The organism is Rhizobium sp. SVR5-2C, from assembly GCF_056755115.1.
In genome coordinates this window covers 1-23,097 of sequence record NZ_JBNDHT010000116.1, presented here as the reverse complement: position 1 = coordinate 23,097, position 23,097 = coordinate 1, and the positions used below count along the sequence as shown (strand labels likewise).

Here is a 23,097-nt window from a genome sequence, read left to right as displayed (position 1 = left end):
ATGCGCGGGGTCGCTCCCCCTCACCAACAAAATCTAAGCCTTGGCCGATGGCCAAGGGCAAGATTTTGTATCCTCTCCCCCAGGGGAGAGGAGGGGGCGGCGAGGGCGCGGCAGGTTGCGTCTCCGCTGTGAGAGAGGAAGCAATCTCAACATTAACCCAAAGGCTAAGTTAGAATAGGTAGAAAATATCATAAGAAGACTGTTTCCGATGTAGAGGCGACATCGCCTTACCAATGAGCTGCGGAGAATACCGTATCGTGTTGTCCATGATATAAATCTGCTCCACGTCAGGCTCAGAGGGCGGTTTGCTGACAGACTGGAATTAGCGGTCCTGCGTGCCAAACGAAGCGGACTGATAGGGGTGATTTCAGACTATGCTGTTCAATCTGCTCAATGCTCCATCGCCGAACCAGATTTCCGAGGTCATCTCGCATTCGATTGCCCCGTCCTTTCTGCTGGGCGCTGTGGCGGCCTTCGTTTCGCTGCTCTATTCACGGCTGAATGACATTCTGCACCGCGTGCGCGAGCTGAACGCGCTTCCGGAAGCCGAAAACGCGCGGAGCCATCTAAGGGAGGATCTACCCCGGCTCCGGAGACGCGCTCGGCTGCTCAACAGGGCCATCTACTACGCGGTTCTCAGCGGCATCGTGGCCACATTTCTGATGATCTTCTCGTTCGCCAGCGCCTTTCTTGGCACGCAGCATGTCTTCGGGGCCGGCATCCTCTTCTCGGTCTCGCTTTCCCTGCTTGCGGTCGCGCTTATCATGCTGGCTCTCGAAGTCAGAATTGCGCTCAACGAATACGACCATCACGCCGCCAGCGGCGGTCATGGCGGACTCGACTGAGGAGTGGATTACGCTGGCTTGGTGCAAACGCGGTGGGAGACGTCGATCGCGCCTGCACCTCAATGGTCGGCGACGTCGAGGATCCCGAGGGTGTCCAACCCAAAAAGCATGAGTTGGACGGCAACGGCTGCCAGCAGGACCCCGAACACGACCTCTGAAATAATGAGACTGACCGGATTCAAGCGCTTCGATAGCTTGTCGATGTTGGAAAAGACCAAATAATCGAAGGCTCCCACCACCAAGACCATCCCAAGCACCAGCCCAGCGCTTGCGATGGTCTTTATCTCGGCGGACGTAATGATCAGCAAAGTGATCCCGACCGGGTTCAACAAATAGGGTATGGCGAGGGGATAGACGGCAATCTTTTTCGGGTCCGGCAGGATGTCGGTTTCCTCGGATTCGGGCTTCTTTCCCGGAGCCGAAACCATTTCGATCGCGAGAATTGCCAATATGATCGAACCGGCGACCGCAACGGCACCTCCGGTTACGTGAAGAAGACGCATGAGGAACCACCCGGTTGCGAAAAGCACGATCGCCGTGGTGACCGCGATCAATACCATCTGGCGGCCAATGGTTCGCTGCGTCGCCGTATCGAAATTTTTCGTTTTCTCAAGAAACGGGACGAGCGCGATTTTTGGACCCATCCCGATCAGTAGGAGGAGTAGAACCTTCAAGACAAGATCGAGGTCGATGACCGTGAAATCCATGGCAAACCGCTCCCTCCGCTGCCACGCAAGATCAGTCGGTTGCCACAGTGTGTAGAAGGATCAGAGAACGTTGAGAAATACCCCACTCCGCATCCTTGACGCGTAGCTCCGATCCTTCGATGTTAGCTATTACTAAATTGTTGGCAAGTTGAATGCATCGGCCTTCCGTTTTGAGGGGGTGCCACCATGGCGGACGAAGATGCTGTATCGGAGCGCTCGACCGGCGTGCCGTCAACTCATAAAGCTCGACCATCGGCCAACCCGGTGCTTCGCGTGACGCTCATCGTGATCGCGATTTGCCTCGCGCTGTTTATCTATGGTGTCGCAGCGGACCGCTACACGCCCTACACCGTGCAGGGATTGGTCCAGGCATATCTCGTCAGGATCGCCCCGGAGGTTTCTGGCCGCGTGAGCGAAGTGAATGTCTCGACAGATCAGCGGGTAGCACCCGGAGCGACACTCTTCCAGATCGATCCTGAACAATACGAGATCGCTGTCCGTCGCGCGGAGGCATATCTTCAGACGGTGGGGCAATCGATTGGCGCCTCGACTGCAGCAATCGCAACGGCTCAGGCAAAAGTAGCCGAGGCTCTTGCCCAGCGGGAGAATGCCGCCGATCAAGCGGCCCGCACCGTCGTGCTCGTCGGCAAAGGCGTACTCGCCAGGGCACGACAGATAGAGGCGCAGGCTAACCTGGACGCCGCCGAGGCGATCGTCAGGCAAGCGGAGGCCGAGCTCGAGCGAGCCACACAGGCTCTTGGCCCCGTGGGCGACGACAACCCCCAAATCCGCGAGGCCATGGCGGCATTGGCCCAGGCCAATCTGGACTTGCAAAACACCACCGTCGTGGCTCCCTCAGAGGGCGGCGCTACCAGTCTCGCCCTTGCCGCCGGACAGATGTTGGGAAAAGGTGAGACCGCAATGAGCTACCTTGACCTGAGGGAAGTATGGATCGAGGCCGCATTCAAGGAGAACAACCTGGAGAACATAACTGTCGGCGACCCCGCCGAGATCGTTCTTGATATTTTGCCGGGACGCGTCTTCTCCGGCCGCGTCTCTGCAATCGGCTACGCAGTCGGAAACCGCAGTGTCGACGTCCGAACCGGCCTGCCAAGCCCGAGGACCCAGAGCGGCTGGATTCGGTCGCCGCAGTTGATGCCGGTTCGCATTGAGTTCGACGTCGAAACCAAGCCGAACGTTCTACGATTCGGCTCCCAGGCCAATGTCATGATCTATACCAGCGACAATTCCTTTATGAACGCGATTGCCTATCTCAGGATGAGGCTGGGCGCGCTGTTGGCCTATGTCCAGTAGGTCTACCCACGCCGCGACCGCGGCCGGCAAACGAGCCGCTCTTCGCCTGGCATTCGGCGTGACGGTCTGTTTCGCATTGGTCGAGGCATTTGACTGGGACGCGACCTTCCTCGCGCCGCTCCTGGCTGCGAACATGCTCGTCAAGTTGGAACGTTACCCGAGCCTCGCCCAGGGCGTCCTGTTCGTCGTCCTGATCGCGTTATCGAGTGGCGCTGTACTACTACTCACCAACGTCCTTTCCTCATCCCCGGCGGTCCTGATCCTCGCGCTTGCGCTCTTGATGTATCTCACCTTCTACGCCCACTGGCGGGGCGCACCGGACCTGGCTACGTTTCTGCCCCAGCTTTCGGTGGTTACGATCCCTGTCATCGCGGTTCTCTCGCCTCAATTGTCAGGCCAGTTTGCGTCAACCCTTGTATCGGCCGGAATCGCCGCGCTCCTCGTCGTCTGGCTAGCCTACGCGGCGTTTCCGCCCCTGTCCGGCGGACCCGCTTCGTCCAGCGCGGCCCGACCGGCTCAACCGCCCGGGACCGCCTCCTTGAATGCGCTTCTTGACACACTCGTCCTGGCTCCGGCCCTTGCCTGGTTTATCCTCGATGCCACCGAGGTCGCCGTCGTGGCGCTAATCATCATCGTGACCTTGCTTCGCATGCGTGATGCCGAACAGTCGCTGCGGGCCGCGTTCGGCCTGATCCTTGCGAACCTGATCGGCGGCGTGGCGGCCGCGATCGTCTACAGTCTCGTAATCCTGGCGAACACGTTCCTGTTTTTCGTCACCGCATGCCTTGCCGCGAGCCTCATCTTCGCGGGACGTATCGCCACGGCAGGGGACAGAGCACCCATCTACGCGATAGCCCTTGCAACCTTCATCCTCCTCCTGGGATTGGGGATGACGCCCCTGCCGGGCGGCAGCAGCGAGTTTTTCGTGGCTCGGCTGCAAAACGTGCTCCTCGCCTCGGCCTACACGATCGGTGGCATATCGCTGACGTCCCGCTGGCGGCACGCTCACACGAGCGGTACCGAGGATCTGAACGGATCACGCGTCTGAAGAAGCAATTCGAAGGACGGTCTTGCAGGAATACCAGTCGACCCAGGATACACACGGTGGAAAGCCTTCACGGCTCTCAGCCGCCGCTCATGGTGCGACTGCAAAGAACAAGAACACCGCGAAGACAACCAAATGGACAATGCCCTGAAGCACCGTGGTCCGTCCCGTCCCCAAGGTGATCACGCTGAGGATGAGCGTTAGCCCCAACAGGACCCGGTCCTTGTCGTCCAGGCCGAGTTCGAGGGGCTGGTGGAGTATGATCGAAACGAGAACAACTGCGGGAATCGTCAAACCGATTGCCGCAAGTACCGATCCCAATGCCAGGTTCAGGCTGGTCTGCAATCGATTGGCTTGGGCGGCTCTGACTGCGGCGAGGCATTCAGGAAGCAATACGATAGCCGCAATAATGATCCCGACGACCGCCTTTGGCACTCCAAGCCAATTTATTCCTGCTTCCACCACCGGCGTCAGTGATTTCGCAAGCCCCACGACGGCGACCAGCGAGACGAGCAACAATGCTGCGCTGGCGGCGGTCGTCCTGCTTGAGGGTAATGACGCATGCGCATCCTCGTCATCGGCTTCAACCGGAAGGAAGTAGTCGCGATGCCGAACAGTCTGGACGAAAACAAATGAAACGTAGAGGACCAGCGAGACGATACCCGCGAATATAAGCTGCGCCGTGCTGAACATCGGACCGACTGACGTCGCGACGACATTTGGCACAAGCATGGTGAGGGTTGTCAAAGCAGCCAGGACGGCCAAGGCGGCGCTTGCTCCCTGGACCTGAAATCCCTGCTCATGATGGCGCATGCCACCCAACAGCAAGCATAGACCGACGATGCCGTTCATCACGATCATGACTGCGGCGAATACGGTGTCGCGTGCCAGCCCCGCCTTTTCAACTGGGGCTGAGATCATTACCGAGACGATCAGCGCAACTTCGATTATCGTGACGGCAAGTGCCAGAACGAGCGTGCCGAAGGGTTCTCCGATACGGTGAGCGACGACCTCGGCGTGATAGACGGCAACGAAAACGGTCGCGACCAGGGCTATTCCTGCAACGACAAGGATCCCAATTCCCTTGCCAAAAAAAGCTGCGGCGAACAGTACGATCCACGCGGCTAGAGGCCACGTCCATGCCCATCTCGGCGTTCTTTGAGCTGCCATAGCCGGGAAATCCCCCATTCCGTCGGCGGGCGCAGTATACGGAGCGCGAGCCTCCGTGGTCAACCAGTCACACCGCGCGGCATTCGGCGGGAAGGCGGTTCGCATCTGCCTGGATCGCTTCTGCACGAAGCGGGAAAGCCTCGAAGGTGGTCGATCACAACGACGGTTGGGCGCCGGCTGCGCCTGCCGTTCACATTCGGCGCAATCCCGCCTATTGATGAGTGCAGGCAGCTTCACTGGGTGAGCCCAGGGGAGGGGGAGGCATCATGAGCGAGACGCGACGCAAGCTGACGACCATCTTCTGCGCCGACGTGCAGGACTATACCCGCCTGATGGGTGCGGATGAGGAAGGCACGCTGGCAATGCTGAAGCGGCATCGCGATGCGATGTCGCGCCTCATCGGCTTGCACGGAGGGCGGGTGATCAATACCTGGGGTGACGGGCTGATCGCCGAATTTCCGAGCGTGGTCGAGGCGGTGCGCGCGGCGGTGGACGTTCAGAACGAACTCGCCGGCATGAACGCTTCGCGGCCAGCGGACGGGCGCATGCTGTTCCGCATCGGTATCAATCTTGGCGATGTGATTGCCGACGGCGAGGATATCTATGGAGACGGGGTCAATATCGCCGCGCGGCTGCAGGCGTCGGCGGCTGCCGGCGGTGTCGTCATCTCGAATACTGTTTACGAGCAGGTCCGCAACAAGGTGGCCGTCGGCTTCGATTTCCTCGGGCCGCTGACGGTGAAGAACGTTTCGGAGCCGGTGCCGAGCTATGCCGTGCGCATCGGGGAGGATGCCGGCGATGCCCCGCCGCCGCAAGCCGCAGCAGCGAACCGCCGGGAGGCCATTCCGGCGAAGTCCACGCCGCAACTGAACCGGAGAGTCCGGAAGATCTTTGCCGTGTTCGCATTGGTGGCGGCTGCCTTGGTGGCAATCAACCTCCTGTCCTGGCAGGGGGTTTTCTGGGCCGCCTGGCCGCTCCTCGGCCTTGCCTTCCTTTCGGCACTAATCTGGATTCGGAGCCAGGATCGTATCGACCGGCGCATGGCCACGCTGGCGGCCATTGCGCTCGGCATCGTCGCAATCAACCTGCTTTCGTGGCATGGGATATTCTGGGCAGTCTGGCCGCTTCTGGGCCTAGCCGTCGCAGCCGGCCTTCAGTGGGCGACGCGCGGCTGATTGGAGGACAGCTGGCAAAGCCAGCTGTCCTAGCTCCGCGTTGAAAACAGCGACGCAAGCGTTGGGCGCGACGAGGGCGCATTTTTCAGGCTCGGCACGACCACGAGGCGCTTGACGTCGCCGCGCTTGAAGGCGGTGAGGAAGCGGCGGTAATCCTTGAAGGATATGCAGCCGTTGGAATCGCCACGCTTGCCGAGCATGTAGGTATGGGCGAGCAAGCCGACCCGGCCGTGGATCTGCTGCGGGCCGCCGACGGGATGAAGGCGGATCGCCTCGACCCCGTGAAACAGGCTCTCACGCATGGTGAGGTCGTAGGTGTGCGGCGGCGTCGGGCCTCGCATTTTCTGGTTGACGTAACGCGGGTTGTCGCGCATGGCACCGAGCCCGGAATGCGCTTCGAGCCGTTCGCCGTTCGGCAGATAGACGGTGCCGGCTGCGATATCATAGATCGCCACGCCGGCGCGGGCGCCCGGCAGCAGCGTCGGCTTGGCGTATGCCGGCATGTCCTCGCCGTCATCTTCCGTTCGCGCATAGGCAAGCGCGGGTTCGGCGGCCGGTTCACCCTTCGGCATGGCCGGCCGCGACATCGGCAGCGGAACGTCGGTGCCGGGCGCGAGAACGAGGCCGAAAGGCTCATCGGATGCCGCCGTCTCTGCGGAGGCGGTTTCGACCGGGGCCACGGCAGGCGCAGGTTTGGCGGAAGCCGCGTCGGCAGCCGCCGTTGGGCCGGAGGCTGGTTCGATCGGCTTGGTGGCGGCGATTTCGGTCGGATGAGCGGGCTCCGGGAGTGGCACCGGAGCCGTGAAAGCCGCAGCGCTCGCAAGCACCTGCGCCTGCTGCCTCAATGCCGAAGCCATTTCGGCGCCGTTGTTGCGCTTGGCAAGCAGCGACAGGCCGCGGCGCTGCATGAGCGCGACCATATCCTTGGAGCTTTTCGGCGTGCTCTCGGCAACCATGCGGTCTGAAATCGTCGTCTTGCCGGGGAGGCGCGAGAACTTGTCGACACGGATCAGCGGGTGTGCGCCAGTGGCCGCAGAGTGAGCCGGCTTCGGGGCGATCGCAACATCGGCAATCAAATCAGGCATCGGCGGGCGCGGCATTGCAGAGGTGTGCATCGTTGCAACCGACGCGATCATCCAGGCGGATGCCGAGACGGCGACACCAATTGCAATAGTCCCGGGGATGACCCGGAGAAGTCTGACTGGTCGAAAAAAAGCCCAGCCGAAAGGGTTGACGCTTTCACACGTCTCAACAGCAAACGCCATATTACTCGGTTTCCTACGCGTCACACCGGCGCTACGAGGGACGCTTCGCCGGAGCCGCTAATGAAGCAAGAGGGCAGAAATGAGGCCCAATCACCTTAGCGGCTGTCAGGGAGCATGACGCACTATGGTAACTAATTCCTTTACGCAATTCGCTATGTGTTCCGAGAACGGAGCCAGGTTGAGCCGATGCCTTTCTTTCTGCTTTAATATTAGCGAAACGTGTAATTCGTTCCCCCGTCTGTTATCGTCGCAAAGTGACGAATGGCTAAAAAAGGGGGGAACCGAATGTCTGCTGCAGTTGAATTGGGCGAAAGCGAAGTCTCACCATCCTTGCTGGTCGACGCGATGATCGCGTACGGCAAGACGGCCGCGATCAAGGCGGCCATAGAACTCGATCTCTTCACGATGATCGGCAGCGGGGATCGAACGGCGGAGGCGCTCGTGGCCACGGCCGGCGGTTCCGAACGCGGATTCCGCACCCTGTGCGACTATCTCGTCGTCAAAGGCTTCCTGACGAAGAGCGGACAAATTTACGCCCTGACGCCGTCGAGCGAGGTCTTTCTCGACCGCCGTTCGCCCGCCTATATGGGGGCTGCAATTGAGTTCATGGCGGCGCCGGAAATGGTTTCGCTGTTTCTGGACGATCCGGTGGCCTATGTCCGCAACGGCGGAGCGCTGGGGCTCGCGAATATCGCGGCAGACAATCCCGTCTGGGTGAAGTTTGCCCGCGGCATGGGCGCCTTCACGGGTGGAAGTGCTGCCGGCGTTGCGGCGGAGATCAAGGCCTGGCCCTCGCCGCCGAAAAAGGTGCTGGATATCGCAGCCGGCCCGGGCGGCTTCGGGATCGAGATCGCCAAGGCGGTCCCTTCCGCACGGATCGTGGCCTTGGACTGGGCCTCGGTGCTGGCCTTGACCAAGGAGAACGCATCGAAGGCGGGCGTCGTGGATCGGTTCAGCTTTATTTCCGGAAGCGCCTTCGAGGTGGATTGGGGCGCGGACTACGATCTCATCCTGCTCCCGAACTTCCTGCACCATTTCGATGCCGAAACCTGCGTGGACCTCCTGAAGAAGGCTCATGCCAGTCTCGGTGCCGGGGGCAAGGTCCTCGCCGTCGAGTTCGTGCCGAACGAGGACCGCGTTTCTCCCGATTTTCCGGCCGGATTCTCCTGGGTGATGCTGGCGACGACGCCGAAGGGTGATGCCTTCACCAAGAGCGAACTGGCGGAGATGGGGCGGAGCGCCGGGTTCGACGACATGGTCACCAAGGAACTGCTGCCGTCGCCGGCAACCATGATCACCTTTGAATAGTGGTTCTTCCGGCGAACGGTTGGCGCTATGCCCGCTCCATGACATAGCTGCCGGGGGCTTCCTCGATGGCGTTGAGTGCTGTGCCGCCAGGTTTGCGCGCAGGGACGCGCTTGGCGTCCTTCGCCTCGATCCAGGCCTGCCAGTGGGGCCACCAGGAGCCGCGGGTTTCCTCGGCCTTGGCGAGCCAGGCGTCGTATTCGCCCTTGGCGGGGCCGCCGGTCCAATACTGGTATTTGTTCTTGGCGGGCGGATTGACGACGCCGGCGATATGGCCCGAGCCGGCGAGCACGAAATCGACCTTGCCGCCGAAAAACCGGCTGCCAAGGAAGACCGATTTTGGGGGCGCGATATGATCTTCGAGCGTCGCGATATTGTAGATCGGGATCTTCACGTCCTTGAGCGACACCGCCTTGCCGTCGAGGATCATCTCGTCGGCGGTCAGCGCATTCCTGAGATAGCAGTTGCGCAGGTAGAAGGCGTGGTTGGCGGCTGCCATGCGGGTGGAATCGGCGTTCCAGAACAAAAGGTCGAAGGGCAGCGGAATCTCGCCCTTCAGGTAGTTGTTGACGAAATACGGCCAGATCAATTCCGAGGCGCGCAGCATGTTGAAGGCGGTCGCCATCTTCGAGCCATCGAGATAGCCGGTGGCCGTCATATGGTCTTCGAGCGCCTTCAGTTGCTCCTCGTCGACGAAGACCTTGAGGTCGCCCGCATGGGTGAAATCGACCTGCGTGGTAAAAAGCGTCGCGGTTTTGATGCGCTTGTTCTTTTCCTTGGCATGGAGCGCCAGCGTCGCCGCGAGCAGCGTGCCGCCGACGCAATAGCCGATGGCATTCACGTCCTTCTCGCCGGTCGCCTTTTCGATCGTTTCCAGCGCGAAATCGATGCCTTCGCGGGCATAGGCCGTCCAATCCTTGGCGGCATGGCGGGCATCAGGATTGACCCAGGAAATGACGAACACCGTCTGGCCCTGGTCGACGCACCATTTGATGAAGGATTTCTCGGGATTGAGGTCGAGAATGTAGAATTTGTTGATCCAGGGCGGGCAGATGAGGAGAGGGCGCTTCAGCACCGTCTCAGTGGCTGGCTCATACTGGATGACCTGGCAAATCTCGTTCTGGGCGATGACCTTCCCCGGTGTCAGCGCCATGTCCCGGCCGACGGCGAATTTTGTCATGTCTGTCTGGCGGAGTTTCAGGTCGCCGCCGCCCGCCACGATGTCTTCTGCCAGCATTTGCATGCCGCGCACCAGGTTTTCGCCGCTGGTTGCGACCGTTTCGCGGTAGAGCTGCGGATTGGTGGCGACGAAGTTGCTCGGCGAAAGGGCGGCGGTGATCTGCTTCACGTAGAAGCCGGCCTTGTGCTTCGTGTGCTCGTCAAGGCCTTCGGTCTCTGCGACGATCTTCTCCGCCCAGTCGGCGGTGATGAGATAGATCTGGCGCAGGAAATCGAAGAAAGGGTTCTTCTGCCAATCGGGATCGGCAAAGCGCCTGTCGTGGCGCTGCGGCTCCGGCTCCGAAGGCTCGCCCTGGATGCGCTGCATCGAGCGCATCCAAACGCCGAAATAGCTGCTCATCAGCTGGGTCTGCGCCTCGAAGGTGCGGCGCGGATCGGACATCCAGTATTCGGTGACCTTGGAGAGCGTCTTGACCATGTCGGTCATCGGCGCGGCAAGCCTCTCATTGATCTCGCCGCTCTCGCGCGGGGCAAGCCAGGCGGAGGCCGCCTTGCCGAGATTCTCCAGGGCGCGGGCGATGTTCTTCGCCATCGCCTCGGGATCCTTCACGAGGTAGGGATCGAGGCTTGGTGCCTCGAAGCCTGGAGCCTTCGCCTTGTTGTCGCTGTCGGTCACGCTTTTCCCCCGCGGCAGCAATCGTCTCTTAATCAGTTGTACATCGTCCGCGATCAAGAAAACAAGTTCAACGCAAGCCCGCCCGTGCTATTGCTTTGTCGCTGCAACGAATTTAACAGTCGCTAAGGCTTCAGGATTTGAAAGATCTGGCATGACGACGAACCGCATCACTGGCATTGCAATCGCAACCGGCATGGCACTCGTCGCCGCGGCCGCGGCGGCGATGCTTGCCGGATGCACGTCGACGCCGGAACAGAAGGCGGCCGCCGCTGCGCGGCGAGCGCCGCCGACGGCTGTCGTCATGACGGCGACGAAGGGCGAGGAGCCGACGCAAAGCAGCCTGTCCCATTATCCGGACGGATATCCGGGCTTTGGCGCGCCGCTGACGGCCGCAAACACGCAGATGAGCAACGAGGAAGCCGCAGGCCTTCAGAAGCAGCTTTCAGCGCTCGTCGCCCAGCGCAAGGCGGGCACCATTTCGGAAGCCGAGTATCAGCGGCGCGTGGCGGAATTCAGAAAGCTTGCCGCCGAGCACGGCGCCGACGCGCTTTCTGCAATCGGCAATTAAGGCTTGCCTGCCAGGCGATTTGGACGCAAAGCCTTCCGCAGCCGGCGGGAGAGATGAATTTCCCGATAAAATACGTTTGTTGCGGCTGTTCGTCAAAGAATCGCCGCGTCACGAAAGTCTGATGAATACGGCTCTTGCGATTCTGAAGTTCGTGTCGCAAGCAGCCGGGAACAAACGAACTTCGAGCGCGGCCATGGTGGCCGCATTTCCATGGGGAAAGAGATGGAAGAGTTTCACAAAGTCCGGCGTTTGCCGCCTTACGTTTTCGAACAGGTCAACCGTTTGAAAGCGAGCGCGCGAGCGGGCGGCGCCGATATCATCGATCTCGGCATGGGAAACCCCGATCTCCCGACACCTCAGGCGATCGTCGACAAGCTGTGCGAGGTGGTCCAGGACCCGCGCACGCATCGTTATTCTTCTTCCAAAGGTATTCCGGGCCTTCGCCGCGCGCAGGCCGCCTACTACGCCCGCCGCTTCGGCGTAAAGCTCAATCCGGATACGCAGGTCGTTGCGACGCTCGGCTCCAAGGAAGGCTTCGCCAACATGGCGCAGGCCATCACCGCGCCGGGCGACGTCGTGCTCTGCCCGAACCCGACCTATCCGATCCATGCCTTCGGCTTCCTGATGGCAGGCGGCGTGATCCGCTCGATCCCGGTCGAGCCGGACGAAAGCTTCTTCCCGCCGCTGGAGCGGGCAGTGCGCCATTCGATCCCGAAGCCGCTGGCGCTGGTCCTCAACTATCCGTCCAACCCGACGGCCTTCGTCGCGACGCTCGATTTCTACAAAGACGTCATCGCCTTCGCGAAGAAGCACGACATCATCGTGCTGTCTGACCTTGCCTATTCTGAAATCTATTTCGATGGCGAGCCGCCTCCGTCGGTTCTGCAGGTGCCGGGCGCAATCGATGTTTGCGTCGAGTTCACCTCGATGTCGAAGACCTTCTCCATGCCCGGCTGGCGCATGGGCTTTGCTGTCGGCAACGAGCGCCTCATCGCGGCACTGACGCGCGTGAAGTCCTATCTCGACTACGGCGCCTTCACGCCGATCCAGGTTGCCGCGACCCATGCGCTGAATGGCGACGGTTCCGACATCGCGGAAGTGCGCAACGTCTACAAGCGCCGCCGTGACGTCATGGTCGAGAGCTTCGGAAAAGCCGGTTTCAACGTGCCGCCGCCGGCTGCGACGATGTTTGCCTGGGCCAAGATTCCGGAGAAGTTCCGCCATCTCGGTTCGCTGGAATTCTCCAAGCTTCTCGTCGAGAAGGCAGACGTCGCGGTTGCGCCGGGCGTCGGCTTCGGGGAGCAGGGTGACGACTACGTGCGTCTCGCACTCGTGGAAAACGAGCACCGCATCCGTCAGGCCGCGCGCAACATCAAGAAGTTCCTATCGACGGCCGACGAGACGATGCATAACGTTATCTCGCTCAACGCACACCGCTGATAACATCACCGCAACGGCAGCCGCTTTCCGGCGGCTGCCCCTCGTAAGACACTCAGGATCTCTCCATGGCAGACGCCCTCAAAATCGGCATTGCGGGCCTTGGCACCGTTGGTGCCTCGCTCGTCCGTATCATTCAAAACCGCAGCAACGAACTGGCTGCAACGTGCGGACGGCCGATCATGATTACCGGCGTTTCGGCCCGCGACAAGACGAAGGACCGTGGCCTTCATCTGGCCGGCATCGAGTGGTTCGACCGGCCGGAAGAGCTGGCCGAAAAAGGCGATATCGACGTTTTCGTCGAACTGATCGGCGGCGTGAACGGTGCGGCGAACAGCTCTGTGCGCGCCGCACTCGAACGCGGTCTCCACGTGGTAACCGCTAACAAGGCGCTGCTTGCCTACCACGGTGTCGAACTGGCGAAGATCGCGGAAGAAAAGGGGACGCTGCTGAATTTCGAAGCCGCTGTGGCAGGCGGCATTCCGGTGATCAAGGCGCTGCGTGAATCGCTGACCGGCAACACGATCTCGCGCATCTACGGCATCATGAACGGCACCTGCAATTACATCCTGACCAAGATGGAAAAGGAGGGCCTCTCCTTTGCGGACTGCCTGAAGGAAGCTCAGCGTCTCGGCTATGCGGAGGCCGATCCGGCCTTCGACATCGAGGGCAACGATACCGCGCACAAGCTCTCGATCCTGACGACGCTTGCCTTCGGCAACCAGATCGCAGCCGACGACATCTATCTTGAAGGCATCACCAACATCTCGATCGACGATATCCATGCGGCGGCCGACCTTGGCTATCGCATCAAGCTGCTCGGGGTGGCGCAGCGCACCGAGACCGGTATCGAGCAGCGCGTGCATCCGACCATGGTGCCGGTCGATTCCGTCATCGCCCAGGTCGACGGCGTCACCAATGCCGTGGCGATCGAATCCGACATTCTCGGCGAACTGCTGATGGTTGGCCCCGGTGCAGGCGGCAATGCGACGGCATCCGCCGTGCTCGGCGATATCGCCGACATCGCAAAGAGCCAGCCGGGCGCACAGCGCGTGCCTGTTCTCGGCCATCCGGCGAAGTCGCTCGAGCCCTATCGCAAGGCGCGGATGCAGAGCCACGAGGGCGGCTATTTCATCCGCCTCACCGTGCTCGACCGCACCGGCGTCTTCGCGAGCGTCGCCACGCATATGGCGGAAAACCATATCTCGCTGGAATCCATCGTACAGCGTTCGCAGCAGCATCTGGCACCGTCGCACCACCAGACGATCATCCTGGTCACGCATGCGACCATGGAGGATTCCGTGCGCAACGCGGTCGCCGCCATCAAGGGCGAGGAATACCTCGTCGGCGAGCCGCAGGTGATTCGCATCGAGCGCCCCAAGGAAGACTGAGTCTCTGTAAAGCGACTTTGCCCGAGCGACGCGGACGCGGTGCTTTCGCGTCCGTCCACAGCTAAGGCGAGCCCCCATGCCCAAAACCGTTGTGTGCTCTCCCAAAGCCGCATAAATCTGCCCATACCGTCCAGTCCCGGAGCGGTGACAAGCGATGGCGATCAGTGAGGGCATGGTGGACATAGCCGCCGATCCGGTACAGCGGGCGTTTCTGGGGGTGGAGAAATCCGCGCTCGATAATCGCTGGGTATCGCGCCTGGATCAGGCCGCCCAGAACCGCGCGCTGGCGATGTCCCAGATGCACGGCTTGCCGGACCTGATTGCGCGGGTGCTTGCCGGCCGGGGCGTCGGCGTAGACGAGGCTGTCGAGTTTCTCGATCCGACGATCCGCAGCCTGATGCCCGATCCCTATACGCTGACGGATTGCGAGAAGGCGGCAAAGCGCCTGGTCGAGGCGATTAGGCGCGGCGAGAACGTCGCGATCTTCGGCGACTATGACGTCGACGGTGCGGCCTCCTCGGCGCTGATGTACCGCTTCCTCACGCATTTCGGCGTGAAGGCCAATATCTACATTCCCGATCGCATCTTCGAAGGCTACGGACCCAACCCGGCTGCAATCAACCAGCTGATTGACAACGGCGCCCAACTGATCGTGACCGTCGATTGCGGGTCGACCAGCATCGAGGCTCTGGCGGCCGCCGAAAAGCGGAATATCGACGTCGTCGTCATCGATCACCACCAGGTGACGCACGAGCTGCCGCATTGCCACGCGCTGGTGAACCCCAACCGCGAGGATGATCTTTCGGGGCAGGGGCATCTCTGCGCCGCGGGGGTCGTGTTTCTCGTTCTCGTGGCGACGCTGCGGCTGCTGCGGGAAGCCGGTGACAAGCGCATTCTGGCGATCGACCTGCTGAAATGGCTGGACATCGTGGCGCTGGCGACGGTCTGCGATGTCGTGCCGCTCAAGGGATTGAACCGGGCCTATGTCGTGAAGGGACTGGTTGCCGCGCGCCACCAGACCAATCCAGGGCTTGCAGCGCTCTTTCGCAAAGCCGGGCTTTCCGGGCCGGTGAGCCCCTATCATTTCGGCTTCCTCATCGGTCCGCGCATCAATGCTGGCGGCCGTATCGGTGATGCCGCACTCGGCAGCAGGCTGCTGACGCTCGACGATGCCGGCGAGGCGGAGGTGATCGCCCAGCGGCTGGACGAGCTCAATCGCGAACGCCAGGCGATGGAAGCGGCGATGTTGCAGGAAGCCGAGGCAGAGGCGCATGCCGAGTACGGCGACGGCGAGGGTGCGTCGGTGATCGTCACCGCCGGAGACAAGTGGCATCCGGGCATCGTCGGGCTGCTGGCGGCGCGTCTGAAGGAGAAGTTCAAGCGCCCGGCCTTTGCCATCGCCTTCGATCCGTCCGGCCGCGGAACGGGCTCCGGCCGCTCGATCAACGGCTTCGACATGGGCAGGATGGTGCGCGCCGCGGTCGACGAGGGTCTGCTTCTCAAGGGAGGCGGCCATGCTATGGCCGCGGGCCTGACGGTCGAGCGGGAAAAGCTCGGAGCCCTGCGCAATTTCTTCACCGAGCGGGCCGAGAAAACCGTCTCCGCGCTGGTCGCGAACGAGACGCTGAAGATCGACGGCGCGATCGGCGCCAGCGGCGCCACCATCGACCTGATCGACAGGCTGGAAACGGCCGGGCCCTATGGTTCGGGGCATTCGCAGCCGGTCTTCGCCGTGCCGGCACATCGGCTGCGCGACGCACGAATGGTCGGCGAGAGGCATGTGAAGGTGACGCTCGAGGCCATGGACGGCGCGCGCCTCGACGGCATCGCCTTCCGGGCGGCCGAGACCTCGCTCGGCAACCTGCTGCTCAATTCCCGCGGGGCAAATCTGCATGTCGCGGGGATGCTCGGCGCGGACCACTATCAAGGAGCGCGCCGCATCCAGCTGCGCGTCTGCGACGCGGCGCCCGCGAGATAGTCAGCGCTCTGACGCCAGCTTCGACAGATACTGTCCATAAGCGCTCTTGCCGAACTTTTCAGCGAGCTTTACGAGTTCGTCCTGTGAGATGTAACCCATGCGCCAGGCGACTTCCTCGGGGCAGGCGACCTTGAAGCCCTGCCGCTTTTCGAGCGTGCTGACGAAACCCGCTGCGTCGAGCAGACTGTCCGGGGTGCCGGTATCGAGCCAGGCAAAGCCCCGGCCCATCAGTTCCACGAAGAGCTGTCCGCGCTCGAGATAGGCGCGATTGATGTCGGTGATCTCCAGCTCACCGCGCGGTGACGGCTTCAGATTGGCCGCGATATCGACCACCTGCTGGTCGTAGAAATAGAGACCCGTCACTGCCCAGTTCGATTTGGGCTGCCTGGGCTTTTCCTCGATCGAAAGCGCATTCATCTTCGCGTCGAAGCCGACGACGCCATAGCGTTCCGGGTCGGTGACGTGATAGGCGAACACGGTTGCCCCTTCCTTTCGGCTCGTCCCCGATTTCATGATTTCGGGCAGCCCGTGCCCGTAAAAGATGTTGTCGCCGAGGACCAGCGCGGAACTGTCGCCATGCAAGAAATCGGCGCCGATGATGAAGGCCTGGGCAAGGCCATCCGGGCTCGGCTGTACGGCATAGGTGAGCGAAATGCCCCATTGCGAGCCGTCGCCGAGAAGGCGCTTGAAGGCTTCGGCATCATGCGGCGTGGTGATGATCAGGATGTCCCTGATGCCGGCAAGCATCAGCGTCGTCAGCGGATAATAGATCATCGGCTTGTCATAGACGGGCATCAACTGTTTCGAGACAGCCTGGGTGATCGGATGCAAGCGCGATCCCGTGCCGCCGGCGAGAATAATTCCCTTCATGCTCTCTCTCTAAATTGCTTTGTTAAAAGCTCTTGTGTGACGACTTTTATGGACTGCTTCCAGTCGGGCAGCCGGATCCCGTATGTTCTGGCGAGCTTGTCTCCGCTGAGGCGCGAGTTGGCGGGGCGCTTGGCCGGTGTCGGATAGTCCGCCGTCGTGATGCGCTCGACGCCGATGCTCCTGCCGCCAGATTCATGGAGTTCGGCGAAGATCGCCTCGGCGAAATCCGCCCAGTTCGCCTCGCCACTGCCGGTCAGGTGAAAGGTGCCGCGCAGGGAGGGCGAGGGGTCCGTCTTGATACGGGCGGCGATCGCGAGGATCGCGTCGGCAATATCGAGCGCCGAAGTCGGGCAGCCTGCTTGATCGGCGACGACGCGCAAATGATCGCGCGTCTCGGAAAGGCGCAGCATGGTCTTGAGGAAATTGGCGCCGAAGGGGGAATAGACCCATGCGGTGCGCAGGATGACGTGGTCGGGGGTCGCCGCCGCCACCGCCTGCTCGCCGGCGAGCTTCGAGCGGCCGTAGACGGAGATCGGCCCCGTCGCATCCTCTTCGGAATAGGGCGATGCCTTGTCGCCGCTGAAGACGTAGTCGGTCGACAAGTGGATGATCGGCACCCCGATCTTGGCGGCCGCTTCGGCAACGGCGCCGCCGCCTGCAGCGTTGACGGCAAAAGCGAGCTCCGGCTCGCTCTCGGCCTTGTCGACGGCCGTATAGGCGGCGGCCGAGACAATGACGTCCGGCCGCAGATCCGAGAGCGCGGCCGCGATGCCTGCGGGGTCCGCGAGATCCATTTCCGGACGTCCGACGGCGATGATATCGATGCCCTTTTCGGCACCGCGCCTCAGCAGCGATTGGACAACCTGGCCCTGCTTACCCGTCACGGCGATGCGCATCTGTCACCGTTCCTTGAAAATGCCGAGGCGTTCGCCGGAATAGACGTTTTCGCGAAGCGGCCTCCACCACCACGCGTTATCGAGATACCAGTGCACCGTTTTCTCGATCCCGGTTTCGAAGGTCTCCTGCGCCTTCCATCCGAGTTCGCCTTCCAGCTTCGACGCATCGATCGCATAGCGCGCATCGTGCCCCGGCCTGTCGGTCACATGGGCAATCAGGCGCGCATGCGGTGCCTTGTCCTTGTAGATGTCGTCGAAGATCGCGCAGATGCGTTGAACGACATCGATGTTCCTGCGCTCGTTGCGGCCGCCGACATTGTATTTTTCGCCGGGGCGCCCCCTGGAGGCGATCGTGAACAGCGCCCGGGCGTGGTCCTCGACATAGAGCCAGTCGCGGACATTCGCCCCGTTGCCATAGACCGGCAGAGGCTTGCCCTCCAACGCATTCAGGAGAATCAACGGAATGAGCTTTTCCGGAAAGTGGTAGGGGCCGTAGTTGTTGGAGCAGTTGGAGACGACGACCGGCAGGCCGTAGGTGCGGTGCCAGGCGATTGCCAGATGGTCGCTTGCGGCCTTGGAGGCAGAGTAGGGCGAGGACGGATCGTAAGGCGTCGTCTCCTCGAAGAGGCCCTCGTCGCCGAGCGAGCCGTAGACTTCGTCCGTCGAGACATGCAGGAAGCGGAAGGCGCTCCTACGCCCAGCCTCGAGCCCATCCCAGTAGTGCCGCGCAGCATCCAGCAGGGCGAAGGTGCCGACGACGTTGGTCTGGACGAAATCGGCGGCGCCGGAGATCGATCGATCGACGTGGCTCTCGGCGGCGAGATGCATCACCATCTCCGGGCCGAAGGCGCCGAACGCCTCCTGCATCCTGGCGCGGTCGCAGATGTCGGCATGCAGGAATCGATAGTTCGGGGCCGATTCGACGGATTTCAGCGATGCCAGATTGCCGGCATAGGTCAGCTTATCAACGTTCAGCACCTCAGCGCCGATCTCGCGGACGAGATAGCGCACCAATGCCGATCCGATGAAACCCGCACCACCCGTGACCAATATGCGCATGGTGGATCAATCCTTCGGCTGCGTTCGTGAATAGGAAAAGTGGCTCGGCACGTCGGCGAGGCGCGGCAGCGACCTATCCTTGTCGGACAGGACCATGTCTTTCTCGTCCACGGGCCAGCGAATGCCGATCGCCGGATCGTTCCATGCGACGCCGCGATCATGCTGCGGACTGTAGGGCGCGGTCACTTTGTAGCTGATGATGCTGTTCGGCTCGAGCGTTGCGAATCCATGCGCGAAGCCGGGCGGTACCCAGAGCTGCATGCCGTTTTCCGGCGAGAGCTCCCGAGACTGCCATTGGCCGAAGCTTGGCGATCCCGTGCGGATGTCGACCGCGACATCCATGATGCGGCCCGCAAGACATCGCACCAGCTTGCCCTGCGCGAAGGGCGGTGTCTGGAAATGCAGCCCCCTGACGGTGCCGGGCTGTGCCGAAAGCGATTCGTTGTCCTGGACGAACGTGACGTCCGCCACATTCTCGCGGAACCAGGCATCCTTGAAGACTTCTGAAAAGTAACCCCGATGATCCCCGAAGCGCGGCGGCGTGATCGCCACGACGCCCTCGATGGCTGTCGTTTCAATATGCATGAACGGCTCCCCTCTGCTGCCTTCGTCAGGCAGCGGCCTTCATCACGCTCATCAACATTTCCGCCTGCGAGCGGCTCTGCATGGCCGCAAAGCCCCTTGCGGCAATAGCCTCGCGCTCGGCTGCATCGGCAATCAGCTGATGGCAGCGCTCGATCATGCCGTGATACGGCGCAATTGCCAAGCCGCTAATAAACGGCTCAAGGTCCGGATCGCCGACATCGCCCTCTGTCAGTACGCAGGCGCGGTTTGCGAGGAGATAGGATACACGCACGATTTCGAAGACGCCGCTTTCATAGTGATGGATATTGATCACGACCTTCGCACGTGCGATCGCCGCGTCGCGTTCGGCGCCATAGACATTGAACAGATGGGCAACCTTGAGCCCGGACCGCTGCAGGGCTTCGAGAATATCGATCCTGCGCTGATTGAGCGAGCCATAGAAGAGGACGTCGATGTCCTTCTCTTCCGTTTGTTTGACCTGCGTCAGGCGTGCGCTGTATCCGATCTCCATTACGCGGGCGTGGGGGACGCCTTTTGCGGCAAGGTTTTTGCAATTGCGCGGGCTGTAGTCGAGGACGGGCAGGTTCTGGAGGATCGACAGGTAGCGCGAGTTGATCCATTCGCTTTCCGCCGACACCTGTTCCAGATTGATGAGCACGGTATCTCGCGGCAGACGCGGGAGGATTTCGATGGGCAGGAGGTTGCCGCCATAGATGATCGGCGCGCGCCCGCCAAATTTATTGATGTCTCTGACGATCGGCGCGGAACCCCCAAGCTCGTAAAAGGCGCCTTGCAGCGCCAGCGCGACTTCATCGAAAGCATGGCTGTGCGTATAGTTCGGCGGCGTCACGATCCAGATGCAATGCCTGCTGCGATGTGCACGCCAGCCGCCGAAAAACGGTATCAGCCGCTGCGGCACCGCTTCCGCGCCCGCCATCGAAGAAGCGACGGCAGGCTTTGCATCATGTGCGTTCATAACAAGGTTCTCCAGGCAGGCCATTCGGTCTCACTGGCATAGGGACGCTAACTTGCGCGACACTGGCGAGGAGCTGCAGGAGAAAGCGGTTGAAGCGCTGTCACATCCCGGCGGCACAGGCCGCTGGTGAACCAGCAGCCTGCGCGGCAAGTGCCATTGATGGCAGTTTTCCGCCCAATACGGTTATTGTCGAAACACGCACGTGACCCGGCCCGGACACATCTATTTCTGCTTCACCTTGATCCAGTTGATCGTGCAATCTGACGAGAGAAGAGGCGGTGCGGCTGTAGCTAAGTTAGTGAGGTATCTAAAAAATCAGCGATGAAATTTCGTGGGACCTGTTCCCGTAGGATTGTCGAGAGCCATCCGTCGATATTGCGAGTAATACTCGCGACCGATGGTCTACGGGGTCTCCGCGTCACTTGCCTTTGCAGGACGGAAGCATACCCCGGCCTTGATGTGATCCCGCTCATATCCCAGAACCGCCTCCGCGATGTCTGGCTGGCCCGCTTCCATCCGCGAAATGAAATACCACCAGAAGTCCTCCATACTCAGCATCTCCTGAAACTTGGCCGACTTCATCGTGAACAGCCTATCCTGAGCGGACGTAAACTTGACTGGTGTCTTCGCGCTCACATGTTGGCGTGCATGGGCGAGACAGTTCCCGGCTAACGTGACGCAGTCCCGCGCGGCGTTGACGCGAACCACCTCTCGCGGTGTCTGTACTCGATCCGGGGCCGCGCGCAGATCGCTATATATCGAAGGTTCGCGCCCGCGCTTAAGGTGAAAAATCAGATCAAGCGCCACCTTCAGCGCAGCCCGCGGCTCGGGACTACTCAAGGCCCACGTGCTCAATGCGTAGTTAATCTTCTGGGGATGACTCTCCATCCCCGTTTTCAGCACTTTGCAGATCGCTGGATCAGATAAGTTTCGGTTCTGAGCATCAAACGCTTGCAGTGCCTTGCCCACTTCCTCGATGCAAGCAACAGCCAAGAAGTAGGCCCGCGCTATGTGGTCATGGTTAAGCAAAAGCGATGCTTCGACGAGCAGTTCATCCGCGTTGCGGAGCGCCGCTTCACTGTAACTACGCAGAAGGTCAGCGGTCATCTTGGGCGTATGCGGTGAGCCCACAGGTTACTCCACTAGTGCGGCTGGGATGCGTTGCATCGAATCGGTGGCGCGACACGTCGCGCCAAACTAATAAAGATTTGCTTTATCGGGAACGCAATTGGAACGGCCCTAAATTTCCAGAAACTCCTTCGGTCTTTTCACATAATCGTCGGCCGTGCGCCAAAGCGTCCCGATCAAAAGCGGCGTGCGTGGCGCCTTTCGGCCGTCGTCGGTCGGGTATCGAAGCGGAAAGCTCTTTCTTTCTGCGTGGAGACTACCTAGCGCTTGCCGATATTCCTCGAAGAGCTTGGCGGGGTTGGCAACCGCGGCGGCGTCTGGATACAAGCCAGAGTCCAAAGCCTCTTCGTGGATTGTCCTGGCGTTGATTGCAGCGATTGCCCTTAGCTTGGCGACTTGCGGCAAAACCCACATGGCGTTGACCTTGTGGCCATAGCCCACGGCGGCGCTCTTCGGAACGCCGTTGTGGATGAGGCAACCTTTTAGAAGAAGCTCCAAGCCTTGCCCCGCCGAATGGAGGGTGGGAGCGAAGAGCATCCGGTTACCCGCGACCAATTCGTTTTTCATGAGATTCGCGCCTTCGAGAAAGCACTTTGCAAGGGAGATGAAATCCCAAGCGCCGGTCTTGAAGAAAGCCGAAGAAAATTCGTCCACAATGCCCCCCCCCGTTTAACAGCGCCGGATTTTCAATTGCGCCCGGAGCCGAAATAACTATCCGACTATTTTTATCAGAAATTATGCATCTGAATTATTTGATAAATTGGCACGCCCTAGGAGAGTTGAACTCGCCGCACGTTCGCGTCCAATAGTGGGGCGGATCTATTCGCCGTCCAGAAGGCAATGGCCCACAAGAATATTCCGACGACGCTCGTCTATCTCAACGAACTCGACGCCAAGCCTATGGCGTTCCGTGCCGCCGAAGCCGCGACCCACCGTGCGGCACAAAGTGACGCATGAATAGATTCGTGTGCCGACGCTGTAAGTAATTGATTTTATTAGATGATGGCACGCCCTAGGGGAGTCGAACCCCTCTTCCCAGAATGAAAATCTGGTGTCCTAACCGATAGACGAAGGGCGCTTCCTTCGTGGTGGCGCCCTTATAGTCAGCACCTTTGTGCACCGCAAGCGGCAAAATACGAAAATATTGCGATAGCGCAGATTTTTTCGAGGCTTGTGGAAAATGGATGCCCGCGAGGCAAGCGGACGCCTCGGGGAGAGCATCACGACCATGGGAATGTGATCAGCCATCGCGCGGCTGCAGGCGTGGCTTGTCGATCTGCAGCCGCTAGCCATTTTGCAAGGTGGTACGCCCGACGGGATTCGAACCCGTGATCTACGCCGTGAGAGGGCGTTGTCCTGGACCGCTAGACGACGGGCGCGGTCGCACAGACATCAGATAATAACCCCAAGCGCTTTGACAAGCACGCGCAATCAGGGATCGATGAGAAAAGTGGCACGCCCTAGGGGAGTCGAACCCCTCTTCCCAGAATGAAAATCTGGTGTCCTAACCGATAGACGAAGGGCGCTT

At 61.0% G+C, this 23,097-nt stretch carries 19 protein-coding genes, 3 tRNA genes and 1 pseudogene; 9 read left to right on the top strand and 14 right to left on the bottom strand.

The window, feature by feature from the left end; all coding sequences use genetic code 11:
• Positions 1 to 374: 374 nt before the first annotated feature.
• Positions 375 to 845 (top strand): DUF2721 domain-containing protein, encoded by a 471-nt coding sequence (locus ACPYOI_RS26365; RefSeq protein ID WP_481416167.1) that lies wholly within the window; start codon positions 375 to 377, stop codon positions 843 to 845.
• A gap of 59 nt (positions 846 to 904) precedes the next feature.
• Here the strand turns inward: ACPYOI_RS26365 and ACPYOI_RS26360 are convergent, their stop codons facing one another.
• Positions 905 to 1,552, bottom strand: coding sequence for a MarC family protein (locus ACPYOI_RS26360; protein WP_481416168.1), 648 nt, complete (start codon positions 1,550 to 1,552; stop codon positions 905 to 907).
• A 186-nt stretch (positions 1,553 to 1,738) separates the two neighbouring features.
• Here ACPYOI_RS26360 and ACPYOI_RS26355 point away from each other — a divergent pair, with 186 nt between their 5' ends.
• Positions 1,739 to 2,866, top strand: coding sequence for an HlyD family secretion protein (locus tag ACPYOI_RS26355; RefSeq protein ID WP_481416169.1), 1,128 nt, complete (start codon positions 1,739 to 1,741; stop codon positions 2,864 to 2,866).
• Complete coding sequence (locus tag ACPYOI_RS26350) at positions 2,856 to 3,914, top strand: DUF2955 domain-containing protein (protein ID WP_481416170.1); 1,059 nt, start codon at positions 2,856 to 2,858, stop codon at positions 3,912 to 3,914. The genes ACPYOI_RS26355 and ACPYOI_RS26350 overlap by 11 nt, the downstream gene beginning before the upstream one ends.
• An 87-nt stretch (positions 3,915 to 4,001) precedes the next feature.
• Here ACPYOI_RS26350 and ACPYOI_RS26345 read toward each other — a convergent pair whose 3' ends face one another.
• Entirely contained in the window at positions 4,002 to 5,081 is a 1,080-nt protein-coding gene (locus ACPYOI_RS26345) for a calcium:cation antiporter (protein ID WP_481416171.1), read from the bottom strand.
• 266 nt (positions 5,082 to 5,347) lie between these two features.
• Here ACPYOI_RS26345 and ACPYOI_RS26340 point away from each other — a divergent pair, with 266 nt between their 5' ends.
• Entirely contained in the window at positions 5,348 to 6,256 is a 909-nt protein-coding gene (locus ACPYOI_RS26340; RefSeq protein WP_481416172.1) for an adenylate/guanylate cyclase domain-containing protein, read from the top strand.
• Between the two features lie 29 nt (positions 6,257 to 6,285).
• Here the strand turns inward: ACPYOI_RS26340 and ACPYOI_RS26335 are convergent, their stop codons facing one another.
• The gene (locus tag ACPYOI_RS26335) at positions 6,286 to 7,371 is read right to left on the bottom strand and encodes a DUF2778 domain-containing protein (protein ID WP_481416173.1); all 1,086 of its coding nucleotides are present in this window, start codon (positions 7,369 to 7,371) and stop codon (positions 6,286 to 6,288) included.
• A 435-nt stretch (positions 7,372 to 7,806) separates the two neighbouring features.
• On the opposite strand from ACPYOI_RS26335, the gene ACPYOI_RS26330 reads away from it, so the two are divergent.
• Positions 7,807 to 8,829: a methyltransferase gene (locus ACPYOI_RS26330; RefSeq protein ID WP_481416174.1), complete on the top strand. Its 1,023-nt coding sequence runs from the start codon at positions 7,807 to 7,809 to the stop codon at positions 8,827 to 8,829.
• A gap of 25 nt (positions 8,830 to 8,854) precedes the next feature.
• Here ACPYOI_RS26330 and phaC read toward each other — a convergent pair whose 3' ends face one another.
• On the bottom strand, positions 8,855 to 10,681 hold the full coding sequence (phaC, locus tag ACPYOI_RS26325) for a class I poly(R)-hydroxyalkanoic acid synthase (protein ID WP_481423579.1): 1,827 nt from the start codon (positions 10,679 to 10,681) through the stop codon (positions 8,855 to 8,857).
• Between the two features lie 151 nt (positions 10,682 to 10,832).
• On the opposite strand from phaC, the gene ACPYOI_RS26320 reads away from it, so the two are divergent.
• The 4 genes from ACPYOI_RS26320 to recJ all read left to right on the top strand — a co-directional run bounded on the left by ACPYOI_RS26320 (position 10,833) and on the right by recJ (position 16,055).
• Entirely contained in the window at positions 10,833 to 11,249 is a 417-nt protein-coding gene (locus ACPYOI_RS26320) for a gas vesicle protein GvpG (protein WP_168829499.1), read from the top strand.
• A 222-nt stretch (positions 11,250 to 11,471) separates the two neighbouring features.
• Entirely contained in the window at positions 11,472 to 12,689 is a 1,218-nt protein-coding gene (locus ACPYOI_RS26315) for an LL-diaminopimelate aminotransferase (protein WP_481416176.1), read from the top strand.
• Positions 12,690 to 12,754: 65 nt separating this feature from the next.
• Positions 12,755 to 14,077: a homoserine dehydrogenase gene (locus ACPYOI_RS26310; RefSeq protein ID WP_481416177.1), complete on the top strand. Its 1,323-nt coding sequence runs from the start codon at positions 12,755 to 12,757 to the stop codon at positions 14,075 to 14,077.
• A gap of 172 nt (positions 14,078 to 14,249) precedes the next feature.
• Positions 14,250 to 16,055, top strand: coding sequence for a single-stranded-DNA-specific exonuclease RecJ (gene recJ / locus ACPYOI_RS26305; RefSeq protein WP_481416184.1), 1,806 nt, complete (start codon positions 14,250 to 14,252; stop codon positions 16,053 to 16,055).
• On the opposite strand, the gene rfbA is transcribed toward recJ, so the two are convergent.
• From rfbA to ACPYOI_RS26255, 10 genes and pseudogenes are all read right to left on the bottom strand, one after another.
• Positions 16,056 to 16,925: a glucose-1-phosphate thymidylyltransferase RfbA gene (gene rfbA, locus ACPYOI_RS26300; protein ID WP_481416178.1), complete on the bottom strand. Its 870-nt coding sequence runs from the start codon at positions 16,923 to 16,925 to the stop codon at positions 16,056 to 16,058. It abuts the gene before it with no gap.
• A complete protein-coding gene (gene rfbD, locus ACPYOI_RS26295) occupies positions 16,922 to 17,821 on the bottom strand; it encodes a dTDP-4-dehydrorhamnose reductase (RefSeq protein WP_481416179.1) in 900 nt (299 codons plus the stop codon). The genes rfbA and rfbD overlap by 4 nt, the downstream gene beginning before the upstream one ends.
• Positions 17,822 to 17,824: 3 nt before the next feature.
• Complete coding sequence (gene rfbB / locus ACPYOI_RS26290; RefSeq protein ID WP_481416180.1) at positions 17,825 to 18,880, bottom strand: dTDP-glucose 4,6-dehydratase; 1,056 nt, start codon at positions 18,878 to 18,880, stop codon at positions 17,825 to 17,827.
• 6 nt (positions 18,881 to 18,886) lie between these two features.
• Positions 18,887 to 19,465, bottom strand: a complete 579-nt coding sequence (gene rfbC, locus ACPYOI_RS26285; protein ID WP_481416181.1) for a dTDP-4-dehydrorhamnose 3,5-epimerase — start codon at positions 19,463 to 19,465, stop codon at positions 18,887 to 18,889.
• A gap of 25 nt (positions 19,466 to 19,490) precedes the next feature.
• A pseudogene (locus ACPYOI_RS26280) lies at positions 19,491 to 20,372 on the bottom strand (glycosyltransferase family protein); the annotation flags it as partial.
• A gap of 471 nt (positions 20,373 to 20,843) precedes the next feature.
• On the bottom strand, positions 20,844 to 21,548 hold the full coding sequence (locus tag ACPYOI_RS26275; RefSeq protein WP_481420181.1) for an AbiV family abortive infection protein: 705 nt from the start codon (positions 21,546 to 21,548) through the stop codon (positions 20,844 to 20,846).
• A gap of 132 nt (positions 21,549 to 21,680) precedes the next feature.
• Positions 21,681 to 22,223: a hypothetical protein gene (locus ACPYOI_RS26270; RefSeq protein WP_481420182.1), complete on the bottom strand. Its 543-nt coding sequence runs from the start codon at positions 22,221 to 22,223 to the stop codon at positions 21,681 to 21,683.
• A gap of 349 nt (positions 22,224 to 22,572) precedes the next feature.
• Positions 22,573 to 22,647 (bottom strand) — tRNA-Glu (locus ACPYOI_RS26265).
• Positions 22,648 to 22,871: 224 nt separating this feature from the next.
• Positions 22,872 to 22,948 (bottom strand) — tRNA-Glu (locus ACPYOI_RS26260).
• Positions 22,949 to 23,020: 72 nt separating this feature from the next.
• Positions 23,021 to 23,095: transfer RNA gene (locus tag ACPYOI_RS26255), tRNA-Glu, on the bottom strand.
• Between the last annotated feature and the right edge of the window lie 2 nt (positions 23,096 to 23,097).